Source organism: Pseudonocardia sp. TRM90224 (assembly GCF_021245725.1).
Taxonomy (GTDB): Bacteria; Actinomycetota; Actinomycetes; order Mycobacteriales; family Pseudonocardiaceae; genus Pseudonocardia.
The window spans coordinates 25,418-37,967 of the sequence record NZ_JAJGSX010000003.1 but is presented as its reverse complement, the minus strand read 5'-3'; the positions used below and the strand labels follow the sequence as shown (position 1 = coordinate 37,967).

11 protein-coding genes are annotated in these 12,550 nt (G+C 70.1%); 6 read left to right on the top strand and 5 right to left on the bottom strand.

From position 1 onward, the window contains the following. Positions 1 to 124 precede the first annotated feature (124 nt). The 4 genes from LL648_RS04320 to LL648_RS04305 are packed head-to-tail and all read left to right on the top strand — an operon-like array spanning position 125 to position 3,522. Entirely contained in the window at positions 125 to 1,396 is a 1,272-nt protein-coding gene (locus LL648_RS04320; protein WP_232661087.1) for a lipopolysaccharide biosynthesis protein, read from the top strand. Between the two features lie 42 nt (positions 1,397 to 1,438). Beyond that, positions 1,439 to 2,173: a glycosyltransferase family 2 protein gene (locus LL648_RS04315; RefSeq protein WP_232661086.1), complete on the top strand. Its 735-nt coding sequence runs from the start codon at positions 1,439 to 1,441 to the stop codon at positions 2,171 to 2,173. Between the two features lie 3 nt (positions 2,174 to 2,176). After that, a complete protein-coding gene (locus tag LL648_RS04310) occupies positions 2,177 to 2,629 on the top strand; it encodes a DUF2304 domain-containing protein (RefSeq protein WP_232661085.1) in 453 nt (150 codons plus the stop codon). After that, on the top strand, positions 2,626 to 3,522 hold the full coding sequence (locus LL648_RS04305; protein ID WP_232661084.1) for a glycosyltransferase family 2 protein: 897 nt from the start codon (positions 2,626 to 2,628) through the stop codon (positions 3,520 to 3,522). Before LL648_RS04310 ends, LL648_RS04305 begins: the two co-directional genes overlap by 4 nt. A 66-nt stretch (positions 3,523 to 3,588) precedes the next feature. On the opposite strand, the gene LL648_RS04300 is transcribed toward LL648_RS04305, so the two are convergent. From LL648_RS04300 to LL648_RS04285, 5 genes are all read right to left on the bottom strand, one after another. Next, positions 3,589 to 5,550: a DUF6541 family protein gene (locus LL648_RS04300; protein ID WP_232661083.1), complete on the bottom strand. Its 1,962-nt coding sequence runs from the start codon at positions 5,548 to 5,550 to the stop codon at positions 3,589 to 3,591. 141 nt (positions 5,551 to 5,691) lie between these two features. Next, positions 5,692 to 5,889, bottom strand: coding sequence for a type II toxin-antitoxin system VapB family antitoxin (locus tag LL648_RS43730; protein WP_308190261.1), 198 nt, complete (start codon positions 5,887 to 5,889; stop codon positions 5,692 to 5,694). A gap of 76 nt (positions 5,890 to 5,965) precedes the next feature. Next, complete coding sequence (locus LL648_RS04295; RefSeq protein ID WP_232661082.1) at positions 5,966 to 6,340, bottom strand: SMR family transporter; 375 nt, start codon at positions 6,338 to 6,340, stop codon at positions 5,966 to 5,968. 52 nt (positions 6,341 to 6,392) lie between these two features. After that, positions 6,393 to 7,853 carry a bifunctional glycosyltransferase/class I SAM-dependent methyltransferase gene (locus LL648_RS44985; RefSeq protein WP_232661081.1) on the bottom strand — a complete coding sequence of 487 codons (1,461 nt, stop codon included), beginning with the start codon at positions 7,851 to 7,853 and terminating at the stop codon, positions 6,393 to 6,395. 26 nt (positions 7,854 to 7,879) lie between these two features. Further along, the gene (locus tag LL648_RS04285) at positions 7,880 to 9,151 is read right to left on the bottom strand and encodes a hypothetical protein (RefSeq protein ID WP_232661080.1); all 1,272 of its coding nucleotides are present in this window, start codon (positions 9,149 to 9,151) and stop codon (positions 7,880 to 7,882) included. Between the two features lie 117 nt (positions 9,152 to 9,268). Between LL648_RS04285 and glf the strand changes: the two genes are divergently transcribed. Both glf and LL648_RS04275 read left to right on the top strand, forming a co-directional pair. Further along, a complete protein-coding gene (gene glf, locus LL648_RS04280; RefSeq protein ID WP_232661079.1) occupies positions 9,269 to 10,465 on the top strand; it encodes a UDP-galactopyranose mutase in 1,197 nt (398 codons plus the stop codon). Between the two features lie 11 nt (positions 10,466 to 10,476). Next, entirely contained in the window at positions 10,477 to 12,483 is a 2,007-nt protein-coding gene (locus tag LL648_RS04275; protein WP_232661078.1) for a glycosyltransferase, read from the top strand. Positions 12,484 to 12,550 lie beyond the last annotated feature (67 nt).

Genomic DNA, 12,550 nt, shown 5'->3' with positions numbered 1-12,550 from the left:
CGCCCGCAGCTCAGACCGGGCGTCTTTGCAAGGGCGGCAACGCCGCGAGGCGTCGTCTGGGCGCGCGAGCGACCCGGATTGACGTCCGTGGCCGCCGCACCAGGGTCTGAGTACCGTTCGGGACGTGCCTGCCAGCCGTATGCACACGGCCGTGCACCTCGGTCTCGGACTGGGGGTGCTCGGGGCGGCGGGGTACGCGTTCGTCGCGATCGTCGGGCACGTCTTCGAGACGCCCGCGGAGGCCGGCGCGCTGGGCGCGCTCATCTCGCTCTACCTGATCGTCAACATCGTCGGCGCCGGCGTGTTCGCCGCCGTCGAGCAGGAGACCAGCCGGGCCGTCAGCTCCGCGGCCGCTCGCGGTGAGTCGCTGCGTCCGATCGTCCGGCGGGCCGCGCTGCTCGCGCTCGCGGCGTTCGGCGGGCTCGTCGTGCTGGTGCTGGCGTCGTGGCCGCTCGTGCTCAGCCGCGTGCTCGACGGGCAGGTCGGGCTGCTGGTGGCGCTGCTCGTCGCGATCGCGGGCTGCGCGCTCGTCTACTGGGCGCGCGGTGTGCTCGGCGGGCAGCAGCGGTTCCCCGCCTACGCCCGCACCCTGTACGTCGAGGGTGGCGTGCGGTTGCTGCCCTGCGTGGTGCTGCTGATCGTCGCGGTGCAGCAGCCGGCCGCGTACGGGCTGGCGTTCGCGCTCGGTTCCGCGGTGGCCGCGCTGGCCGTCGCGCCGGCGCTGCGGCTGCCGCCCGCCGGGGACGTGCAGGGCGACACGTCCGGGATGGGCCGGTCGCTCGCCTACCTGATGGGCGCCATCGCGCTGAGCCAGATGCTCGCGAACCTCGCACCCGTCGTCGTGACGTACCGGTCGCCCGGCGACCTGGTGACGGCGGGCGTCTTCGGCTCGACGTTCGTGCTGGCCCGGATCCCGTTGTTCCTCTTCGCCCCGGTGCAGGCGGTGCTGCTGCCGAAGCTGAGCGCGGCCGCCGCCCGCGGTGAGCACGACGAGCTGGTGCAGCGCCTGCGCCAGGTGCTGCTCGTGGTGCTCGGGGTGGGCGGCGCCGGCGTCCTGGGTTGCGCGCTGCTCGGCCCGTGGGCGGCCGAGGTGCTGTTCAACACCGCTTTCGCTCCGTCTGCCGGCATGATCGCGCTGCTCGGGGTGGCCACCCTGATCATGATGCTGGCGCTGGTCGTGCAGCCCACCCTGGTGGCGATCGGCCGCCAGCGGCTGGTCACGATCGGCTGGATCGCGGGTTCGATCGTCTTCCTCGTTGTCGTCGTGCTGCCCGGCGACCCCATCACGATGGCGCTGGCCGCCCAGCTCGCCGGGCCCGCCGTCGTGCTGGCAGTGCTGGGCGGCGGGGCGGTCCGCGCACTGGCCGCCCCGAGCCCGACAACCGCGCGCAGGTAGGTTGGCGCCGCACAAATGCCCGAGAAGCCTGAGAGGTCTCCGTTGGACGCACCACCGTCGGACACGGCTGCCGTGGCCGGCTCCCGCAACGGCAAGGTGAACGACGACGTCTGGGTCATCATCCCCGTCTACAACGAGGCGCAGGTGCTGGAGTCGGTCATCCAGCAGGTCCTGGAGGTCTTCCCGAACGTCGTCTGCATCGACGACGGCAGCCACGACGGCTCCGTCGAGACGGTGCTGCGCACCGGCGCGCACCTCGTCCGGCACCCGGTGAACCTCGGCCAGGGCGCGGCGCTGCAGACCGGCCTCTCCTACGCCAAGGCCCGGCCCGGCGCGCGGTACTTCATCACCTTCGACGCCGACGGGCAGCACCGGCTCGAGGACGCGTCGAAGATGCTGGACGTCGCCCGCTCCGGCGAGGCCGACCTCGTGCTCGGCACCCGCTTCGCGGAGGACGCCGCCTCGGTGCCGCTGCTCAAGCGGATCGTGCTGCGCACCGCGGTGCTGCTCAGCCCGGCGGGGCGCAAGCTCAAGCTCACCGACGCCCACAACGGGTTGCGGGTGATCACGCGGCCGGTCGCCGACGATCTGCAGATCACCATGAACGGCATGGCGCACGCCTCCGAGATCGTCTCCTACCTGGGCCGATCCTCGTGGCGGGTCCGCGAGATACCGGTTTCGATCCGGTACACGGAGTACTCCCGCAGCAAGGGGCAGTCGCTGCTGAACGGCGTCAACATCCTCTTCGACCTGTCCGTGCGTCACCGGGGAGGCTGACCCATGCTGATCCAGTTCGTGCTCGTCATCGCCGTCCTGCTGGTCCTGTTCGTGTTCGTCCGCAGCAGCAACGCGACGTACGTGCAGGCCAGCAAGCGGGTCGGGCTGGTGCTCTTCGCGCTGGCCAACGTCTACGCCGTGATGCGGCCCGACGACCTCACCGCCATCGCGAAGATGCTCGGCGTCGGGCGAGGCACCGACCTCGTGCTCTACGCGCTCGTCGTCGCCTTCATGGCCGGCATGTTCAGCATGTACCAGCGGTTCCGGGTGGTCGACCGGCGCTACACCGAGCTCGCGCGGACCGTCGCGATCCGCGAGGCCGAGATGGTCAACAGCGAGCGCGGCCTCCGCTCGGCCGAGGTGCTCTCGGTGGCGACGGGGGATGGTGACCGCACGCCGGTGGTGACGGAGGACGCGAAGCGGCCGACCATCGAAACAGCGGACGCGAAGCAGTGACGACCGTCGACGTCATGCTGCCGCACTACGGCAGGCTCGACCTCGTCCAGGACACCGTGCGCAGCGTCCTCGCGCAGGACGATTCCGCGTGGCGGCTCACGATCGTCGACGACTCCGGCGAGGCGGCCGGCGCCGAGCTGGAGGCGTGGTGCGCGGGTCTCGACGAGCCGCGCGTGCGCTACCAGCGCAATCCCGTGAACCTGGGGATCAACCGGAACTTCCAGAAGTGCGTCTCGCTCGTCGAGCACGAGCTCGCGGTGATCATCGGTTCGGACGACCTCATGCTGCCCGGCTACATCGGCACCGTCCGCGCCGCGCACAAGGCACACCCCGAGGTGGCGATCATCCAGCCCGGGGTCGAGGTCGTCGACGAGCACGGCGCGCCGACCAGCACGATCGCCGACGTCGCCAAGAGCAAGCTCTACGCGCCGAAGGTCACGGAGCCGACGGTGCTGGCCGGTGAGCAACTGGCGACGAGCCTGCTGCGCGGCAACTGGCTCTACTTCCCGTCGATCTGTTGGAAGGCCGAGCCGCTGCGGCGCACCGGGTTCCGCGAAGGGCTCTCCGTGGTGCAGGACCTCGCGCTGGTGATCGACCTCGTGATCGAGGGCGAATCGCTGCTCGTCGAGCCGGCCACGTGCTTCCGCTACCGGCGCCACAGCGCGTCCGTATCGTCGGCACAGGCCGTCGACGGGCGGCGGTTCGCCGAGGAGCGGGCGTTCTTCGTCGAGACGGCCGACCGGATGGCGGTGCGCGGCTGGCCGCGGGCCGCCCGAGCCGCCCGCCGGCACGTCTCGTCGCGCCTCAACGCGCTGACCCAGCTCCCCGCGGCGCTCAAGCAGAAGCACGGCGCCGGCACCCTGCTCGGCCACGCGTTCGGTCTGTCCCGCTGACTTCCCCACCGTTTTGCCAACCTGCACACCCGAAACGGTGTGCAAGTAGGCAAAACGGTGGGGAACTTACGAGGTGGTCGTGCCGCAGGCCGTGAGGCGGTAGAGCTCGTCGCCGCCGCTCTGCGCGACCCGCTCGAACCCCGCCTGTGGCGCGGCGATGCCGGGGAACTGCTTGGCGCGGCGGTCGTCCCGCCAGAACCGCACCTCGGCGACCAGCATGTACTCGACGTTCAGCCGGCGGGCGACCACACATACCTGCGGGTCGCTCGACGCCTCCCGCAGGTGTTCGGCGAGGTAGCGCTGATCCTCGGTCCAGGCGCCGACCAGGGCGGGGAACAGCACCTTCGTGCCGGTCAGCGGTGGCAGCAGCGCGCTGCCCGACCACGGGTTCTGCGCGACCACCACCCCGGGCGGCACGATCCCGCCGACCTCCTCCAGGAACGCACGGCGCTGCGGCGTGACGAGCCCGTCCTTGGCGGGTGGGGCGTACGACTCGCGGAAGAGGTCGGCGTGGTCGCGGATGTAGAGCCCGCTGGAGAACACCGCCAGCAGCACCGTGGCCACGACGGCGAGCACCGCCGGCTGCAGCGCACGGACGTCGGGCAGCGCGGCGGCGGCCCACGTGCCCGCGCCGATCAGGCCCGCGACGGCCAGCGGCACACCGGTGATCGGCAGCATGGCGGCCAGCCGGAACGAGTCGTTGTACCAGATCCCGGTGAGCGTCGCGGCCAGCACGGACTCCAGCGACGATGCCAGCATGAACAGCGCGCCGGAGAGCAGGTGCGCCGGGAGCAGCCACCGGGTGGACATCTGCTGCGCCGCGGCCACCATCCCGATGATCACGACGAGCGAGATCGTCCACGCCGCCTCGCGGTGGTTGGTGGCGTTCAGCAGTACTTCGCCGATGGCCTGCGGCGGGGTTTGGTAGGCGGGCCAGTCGAACGCGCGGACGTCGGCGAGCAGCGGCGAGGTGAGCATGAAGCCCAGCCCGGCGACGCCGATCGCACTGACCACAACCGCCAGCGCCACCGCGAGGATCCACCGGCGCGCCAGGATCAACCTGCGCAGCAGGCCGACGAACCAGAAGAGGATCGGCACGACGCCGATCACCGCGAGGCTGAACAGCGTGTTGGGGTGCGCCAGCCCGAGCCCGACGACGGCGAACCCGGCGACGACAACCGCCTGCCCCGTCCGGATGGTGCTGTCCACGACGTGCCCGGTGAACGTCACGACGACGGCGAGCGCGGCCGGGACGAGCGCGAGCCCGATGAAGTTCGGCCACAGCACGCCGTAGGTCATCAACGACCACGGGAACGCGACGAACGCGACGGCGACCGGCGGGGTCAGCAGCGCCGCGACGACGGATCGGCCGAGCAGCTGCCGCACGAGCACCAGGCACGAGAGCGGCCAGACGACCGCGGCGACGACGATCGCGGTGATGTTCGTGGCCACCGGGACGGTTGCGCCGCTCAGCATCGCGACCAGCGAGACCAGGTCGTGCCACGCCGCCGGGTAGAAGGCGGAGGTGGCGCCGGGGCTGGTCAGCGTCCCGATGGTCAGCGACGAGCCGTTGCCGGAGGCGAGGATCTCGGCGACCGCGTTGTAGTGGAACACCGCGTCGTAGGTCTGCGAGAGCGTGCTCGGGGTGATCATGCCCCGGACGCCGGTCAGGATGCCGACGGCGACGGCGACGGCCATCCCGATGCCGGCTGCGATGGCCGGGCGGTGTTCCGCGCCCGCGCCGCGTTCCGGCGCGTCGGTCTTGCGCACCCGCCGCACACCCAGCCTGACCAGCAGGATCACCAGCGCGAGGATCGCCGCGGCACCGAGTGCGACGACCGGCGACCAGCTCAGCCCGAGCCGCGGGGCCACGACGGCCGTCACCGCGAGCGTCCCGATGCCGATGAGCGGCGCCGAACCCCACGCGGTGATCGAGCGCAACCCCAGCGCATACGTCGTCGCGAGACCGGGGACGAGCACCCATCCGACCGCGACCAGCACGACAGGGGCCGTAGAGAGCCAGCTCATAGACCCCGCGGTCCCTCCTCGTCGACGCAGCCGGTGCCGGTAGCGCGCCGTGAGCCTACTGACCAGCAACTTCCCCACCGTTTTGGGTGGATGCGCGCCGTCCGAGCGCGCAAGTACCCAAAACGGTGGGGAAGTTCGGGGTCAGGTCCAGGCCCGGCGCATGACGTCGTCGGCGTGCAGGTCGTCCAGGCCGTGCCCGAGCGCGGACCACTTGTGCCGAAGTTCGGTGTCACGACGGTTGCGCTGCTCCACCATCAGTTCGAGCGCGCGATGCACCGTGCCCTTGATCGTCTCTTCACCGGAGGCGGCTTGAGCGGCGGCGATCAGCTCGTCGTCTATGTCACCAGGCGTTTCGTCACCGCAGCCTCCCGTGCCCGGGTCGCCCTGTGTATACGGCAGGCGGAGTGGACGGGCGTCAGGCGGGGCGGTTGGTCACCACGATGATGAGCCCGACCACGACGGTGGAGGTACCGATCCACGTCCAGAGGTTCGCGCGCTCACCCAGCAGCAGGACGCTGGAGGTCAGGATGACGAGGTAGCCGAGGGCGTTGAACGGGTAGGCGATGTTCAACGGCATCCGGCTGAGCGTGATCATCCAGGCCACGGCGGAGATCGCGAACACCGTCAGCCCGATGATCACCCACGGCGACGTCGCCGCCTTGAGCGCCAGCGAGCTCGCCGTGCGGGTCGCACCGGTGGCGGCCTGCTGCATGCCGTACTTCAGCAGCACCTGCCCGCCGGCCGCGGACGCCACCGCGAACAGCAGCACCGCGATGTTCACCGGGGTCATGAATGCGCTCCAGGATGGTTTCTGCGCGGACGGTCGGACGGATCGCGGCTGCTCAGCCTCCCTCAACAACGAGCGCCTCCTCGGCGTGCGGGGTCAATCTCATGATCCACTGGTAGCCGAAGAGCGTCGGGCGGAGCGCGACGAGTTGCTGGTCGACCATCTTGATGACGCCGAGCTTCCGCCCGTCCGCCCCGGAGACGGCGCCCAGCGGCAGGCCGGTCGAGCGCTCGTCGAGGATGTCGAAGCCGCAGCGCTTCACCAGCCGACGCAGGATGCGTCGGGTGAAGAACCGCAGGTGGGTGTCGTCGAGGATGCCGCGGCGGTCGTAGCCGAACAGCCCGGTCGCGACGCGGACGCGCGGGTACCAGTGGCCGAAGTTGGGCACCGAGAGCAGCACCTGGCCGCCGGGGCGCAGCAGTGCGCGCATCTGGCGCAGCGTCTCGGCCGGCCGCGGCAGGTGCTCGATGATGTCGCCCGCGATGATCACGTCGTACCCCGAGCCGACCTCGTCGGGGATGCCCTGGCTCAGGTCGGCCTTGACGAACTCGTTCATCCGCGAGCGGACGCCCTCGACCTCGATGACGTCGACGCCGGTGACGTGGTGCCCGCGGTCGCGCACGCACTCGGCGAGGTGCCCGCCCGAGCAGCCGATGTCGAGCACGCGCGACGGCGGGAGGCCCTGCAGCATCGCCAGCATCGCGGAGTGCGAGCTGCCGTCGCCCTCCTTGAACGCGTACTCCGCGGGCGTCGGGATCCAGTCGGCCGTGCCGAAGCCCTTGGTGGCGAGCCGGTACTCCAGGACGTCGAGGACGACGTCCTTCGCGTACTTCATGCCGTTGACGTAGCAGATCTCGTCGCCGTAGAAGACCGGCGCCGGAATCTCCACGATCCGTTTACCGGCATCCACCATCTGGATGATGATCTGAGTGTCGAAGTCGAAATCATCCGTGTTGTTCTCGAACGGAACGGAGTCGAGTGCCCGCATCGAGTAGGCCCGGTAACCCGAATGGAACTCGGTGAGCTCGGTGCCCAGCATCGCGTTCTCGACGGTCGTCAGCACGCGGTTGCCGATCCGCTTGTACAGCGGCATCCCGCCCTGCTTCGCCGCGCCCGGCACCATCATGCGCGAGCCGAACACGGCGTCGCACTCGCCGCGCACCAGCGGCCCGACCATCTCCGGCAGCAGCTCCGGCGGGTACTGGCCGTCGCCGTGCAGCAGCACGACGATGTCCAGGCCTCGCTCCCTGGCCAGCGCATATGCGGCCTTCTGGTTGCCGCCGTACCCGAGGTTCTTGGTGTGTCGCACGACGATCGTCCTGGGTGTGTCGGCGCGCGCCGCCCACTCCTCGCCGTGGCGGTAGGTCATGTCGGCGCTCGCGTCGTCGAAGATCAGCACCTCGGCGATCCGGTCGCGGAACTCCGGCGGGATCCGGTCGAGCGTCTTCACCAATGTCGTCGCCGCGTTGTACGCGACGACGACGATCCCGATCCGCGGTTGCGCCGAATCAGCCACGCTGCGCTCTCCTCAAGCCGAGCCCGTCAGATCTCTGCGGGCAACCGGGGCATCATCCCCCTTTCTTCAGGATGCCCCATGGAGACGCGCGCGGTAGGTAATTCCTTCGGGCGGCGCCACGCCCGGTCGATACCGAGAGTGACAACCGCGGCCAATGCGCACCACGTCAGGATCATCAGCACCTTCTCCTGGAAGTGGAACGGCATCGCCTCCGCCTCGAACCAGCCCCACGGAGCGTCCACACCGTTCCAGTCTGAGTAGACGGCGAGCACGAACATGCTGGCCGTGGCGTTGTAGACGGTCGCGACGACGTTCCCGACCAGGTAGGCCGCGGCGAGCGGCCAGACGACGTACTGCATCCCGAACGCCGGGCTGAGCAGCAGGAACGTGCCGAGCGCGACGCCGACGGCCGGCCCGACCGCCGCCGGACGTCGCCAGACGAGGTACGCCGGGACGATCGCGCTGAGCAGCAGCACGACGAACCGGCCCGGCCCCACCACCAGCTCGATCAGCCGCCCGGGCGCACGCACCCAGGTGAGGAACTGCGGCAGCCCCCACTCGCGCAGCGCGATGCCCTGGTAGCCGAGCACGTTGGCGCTGAACTCCGGCCACGCCGCCACGAGCAACGGCCCCCACAGCGGAACCGCGAGCGCCGCCGCGCCGATGACGAAGGCGACCAGCGCGCGCCACCCCGCCCTGATCAGCAGCACCAGCAGCAGCGGCGCGAGCACGACCGGCACGAGCTTGATGCTCACCGCCGCTGCGAACGCGAACCCGCCGCCGACGGCCGAACCCCGCACGGCCACCAGGTACACGGCCAGCAGCGCGAACATCACGAAGACCGGGTCGGTGTTGCCGTGGAACCCCGAGATGACGACGAGCACCGGGCTGACCGCCACGGCCAGTCCGGCGAGCCCTGCCAGGTGCACCGCCCGGTAGGCGCGGACGAGCCCGAACACGAGCCACGCCGTCGCGACGTCCGCGACCGAGGCCGGCACCCGGATCAGGTACGGCAGCGTCCCGAAGCCGTGGTCGGTGAGCCAGGCGACGTACGCGAGCAGCATGCTCGTCAGCGGCGGGTGGTTGTACTGGGCGGCGAACGGCTTCCCGTAGATCCCGAAGGGCCCGAACTCGCGGACGCCCTGCGCGAACTCCGTCCAGTAGTGCACGTCGTCGGTGCCGAACGTGTTCGCCGCGATCCAGAGCTTCAACGCGGTTGTGACGAGCGCGACGACGAGCACGGCGGCCCGCCACTGGCCCCTCGACACGGCGAGGAGCCAGCTCCGTCGCTCCGTCATGGCCATGGACACTAGACAGACCAGCGACGATGACGGTGGCGACACGCATGATCACGCACAGTCGACACTGGCGGGTGGAAACAGCAGGATCGAACCGCGCCGCTACCCTCAGGAGTCGTGAGCTACGCGGGATACGACCTCGTCATCGTCGGCTCGGGCTTCTTCGGCCTGACCATCGCCGAGCGGGCCGCCGCCGAGCTGGGCAAGAAGGTGCTGGTACTCGAGCGGCGTTCGCACATCGGTGGCAACGCCTACTCCGAAGCGGAGCCGGAGACCGGCATCGAGGTGCACCGCTACGGAGCGCACCTCTTCCACACCTCCAACGAACGCGTGTGGGAGTACTGCAACCGGTTCACGAAGTTCACCGGCTACCAGCACCGCGTATTCGCTCGGGCCGCCGACCAGGTCTACCCGTTCCCGATGAACCTCGCGCTGATCAACCAGTTCTTCGGCAAGGCGCACACGCCCGACGAGGCCCGCGCGTTGATCGCCGAGCTGTCGAGCGAGTTCGAGACGAAGGACGCCCGCAACCTCGAGGAGAAGGCGATCTCGCTGATCGGGCGCCCGCTCTACGACGCGTTCATCAAGGGCTACTCCGCGAAGCAGTGGCAGACCGATCCGCGCGAGCTCGATCCGTCGATCATCACGCGCCTGCCCGTGCGCTACACGTACGACACCCGCTACTTCAACGACACCTACGAGGGCCTGCCCGTCGACGGGTACACCGCGTGGCTCTCGAAGATGGCCGACCACCCGAACATCGAGGTGCGCCTCGACGTCGACTACTTCGACGTCCGCGAGCAGATCCCGGCCGGGACGCCCACCGTCTACACCGGGCCGCTCGACCGCTACTTCGACTACTCGGAGGGCGACCTCGGCTGGCGGACGCTCGACTTCGAGCAGGAAGTGCTGACCGACACCGGCGACTTCCAGGGCACCACCGTCATCAACTACAACGACGCCGAGGTGCCCTTCACCCGGATCCTCGAGTTCCGGCACTTCCACCCGGAGCGCGAGTACCCGACCGACAAGACGGTGATCGTGCGCGAGTTCTCGCGCTTCGCCGAGCCGGGCGACGAGCCGTATTACCCGATCAACACCGCCGAGGACCGCGGCAAGCTGCAGCGCTACCGCGAGCTTGCGCGCAAGGAGACCGTCAACGCGAACATCCTGTTCGGCGGGCGCCTCGGCACCTACAAGTACCTGGACATGCACATGGCGATCGGGTCGGCGCTCACCATGTTCGACAACCGCATCACGCCCTACTTCACCGAGGGTCGCGCACTGGCCGGCACCGAGACCTCCGAGGACTGAGACAGCACCACATGACGCAGACCATCGAGCAGCCCGTGCCGACCCCGGTCGAAGAACCCGCCGCCAGCAGCCTCCTGCAGCGCGTGATCCTGCCGCGCACCGGCGACCCGATGAGCGTGCGCTCCCTCTACATGGACGAGCGGACGGGCATCCGGCTGACGGTGATGCCGTCGGCCCCCGGCGTGCCGGTCGAGAAGGTCGTCAACCTCTCCGGCTCGTCGATCGGCGCCCGCCGTTTGCACGCCACCTCGCGGACGTCCGCTGAGGTGCGTGAGGCGAGCGAGGTGTCGTTCGGGGCGTACTTCAACGCGTTCCCGGCGAGCTACTGGCGGCGTTGGAGCGCGCTGACCGAGGTGCACCTGCGGCTCGAGCTGGAGGGCCACGGCCGGGTCGACGTCTACCGCACCAAGGCCGACGGCTCGCACATCTTCGAGCGCGGCGAGCTGGTGCGCGGCACCGGCCGGCAGCACGTCGAGATGACGCTCGACCTGCGGCCGTTCGAGGACGGCGGCTGGTACTGGTTCGACCTCACCACCGACACCGGCTCGCTCACCCTGCACGCGGGCGGCTGGTACGCGGGTGTGCCGGCGCCGGGCCGCGCGGCCGTCGCCATCGGCATGCCGACGTTCAACCGGCCGGCCGACGCCGTCGCGACGCTCACCGCGATCGGCTCCGACCCCGACGTGCTCGCGTCCGTCATCGCAGTGATCGTGCCCGACCAGGGCACGAAGAAGGTGCGCGACGAGCCGGGGTTCGAGGCCGCGGCGGCTGTGCTCGGCGAAAGGCTGCGGATCGTCGACCAGCCCAACCTCGGCGGTTCCGGCGGCTACGCGCGGATCATGTACGAGGCGCTGGAGAACACCGACTGCGCCCAGATCCTGTACATGGACGACGACATCCTGCTGGAGCCCGACTCGATCCTGCGGGCCGTCGCGTTCTCCCGCCACGCGCGCGAGCCGATGCTCGTCGGCGGGCAGATGCTCTCGCTGCAGGTGCGCTCGCAGCTCTCCACGATGGGCGAGGTCGTCGACCGCAACGCGTTCCTCTGGCGCAACGCACCCGGCACCGAGCCGCACCACGACCTCGCCGACCGCACGCTGCGCCAGACGCCGTGGCTGCACCGGCGCACCGACGTCGACTACAACGCGTGGTGGATGTGCTTGATCCCGCGCGAGGTGGCCGAGGACGTCGGCATGCCGCTGCCGCTCTTCATCAAGTGGGACGACGCCGAGTACGGCCTGCGCGCCCGCGCGAAGGGCTACCGCACGGCGACCGTGCCCGGCATCGCGATTTGGCACATGTCGTTCATGGAGAAGGACGACACCAGCGACTGGCAGGCGTACTTCCACTACCGCAACCGGTACGTCGCCGCCGCGCTGCGCGGGCCGGACAACCCGCGCGCGCTGGTCGTCGACACGTTCAAGCGGACGCTGCGGCACCTGATGCTGATGGAGTACTCGGCCGTCGCGCTGCAGGAGATGGCGCTGCGCGACTTCCTCGCGGGCCCCGACGAGCTGTTCCGCAACCTGCCGACCATCCTCGGGCAGATCCGCGCCAAGCGGGCCGAGTACGACGACGGGCGCCCGCTCGACTCGGCGACGCAGGTGCCGCTCTCCGAGCTCGACGCGCTCGCGGCGCAGGCGTTCCCCGACCCGCCGAAGGGCAAGGTCGCGATCCTGAAGGGCCTCGCCCGCAGCGTCGTGCACAACCTGAAGAAGCCCGACCCGGCGCATCACGTCGTGCCGCAGCGCAACGTGCCGTCGCGGCAGGCGCAGTGGTTCATCCTGTCGCTGCTCGACTCGGCGACCGTCACGACACCCGATGGGCGCGGTGTGACGTTCCGGCGGCGCGATCCGCAGCTGTTCCGCGTGATGCTCAAGCGTTCGTTCGAGCAGCTGCGTGAGGTTGGAAGGCGGTGGCCGGAGCTGCGCGGCACCTACCGCGCCGCCGACGCCACCCTCACCAGCCGCGAAGAGTGGAACAAGCGCATCTTCCAGCCGGCCGCCGAGCAGGAGTAGCCCGAACTTCCCCACCGTTTTGCCAACCTGCACGCCCTTGCGGGTGTGCAAGTTGGCAAAACGGTGG

Bases quoted from the DNA above. Each gene is read 5' to 3' on its own strand.
- LL648_RS04285 (WP_232661080.1), bottom strand. From the start codon at position 9,151: ATGACGGAGCGACGGAGCTGGCTCCTCGCCGTGTCGAGGGGCCAGTGG.
- LL648_RS04295 (WP_232661082.1), bottom strand. From the start codon at position 6,340: ATGACCCCGGTGAACATCGCGGTGCTGCTGTTCGCGGTGGCGTCCGCG.
- LL648_RS04275 (WP_232661078.1), top strand. From the start codon at position 10,477: ATGACGCAGACCATCGAGCAGCCCGTGCCGACCCCGGTCGAAGAACCC.
- LL648_RS04300 (WP_232661083.1), bottom strand. From the start codon at position 5,550: ATGAGCTGGCTCTCTACGGCCCCTGTCGTGCTGGTCGCGGTCGGATGG.
- LL648_RS04310 (WP_232661085.1), top strand. From the start codon at position 2,177: ATGCTGATCCAGTTCGTGCTCGTCATCGCCGTCCTGCTGGTCCTGTTC.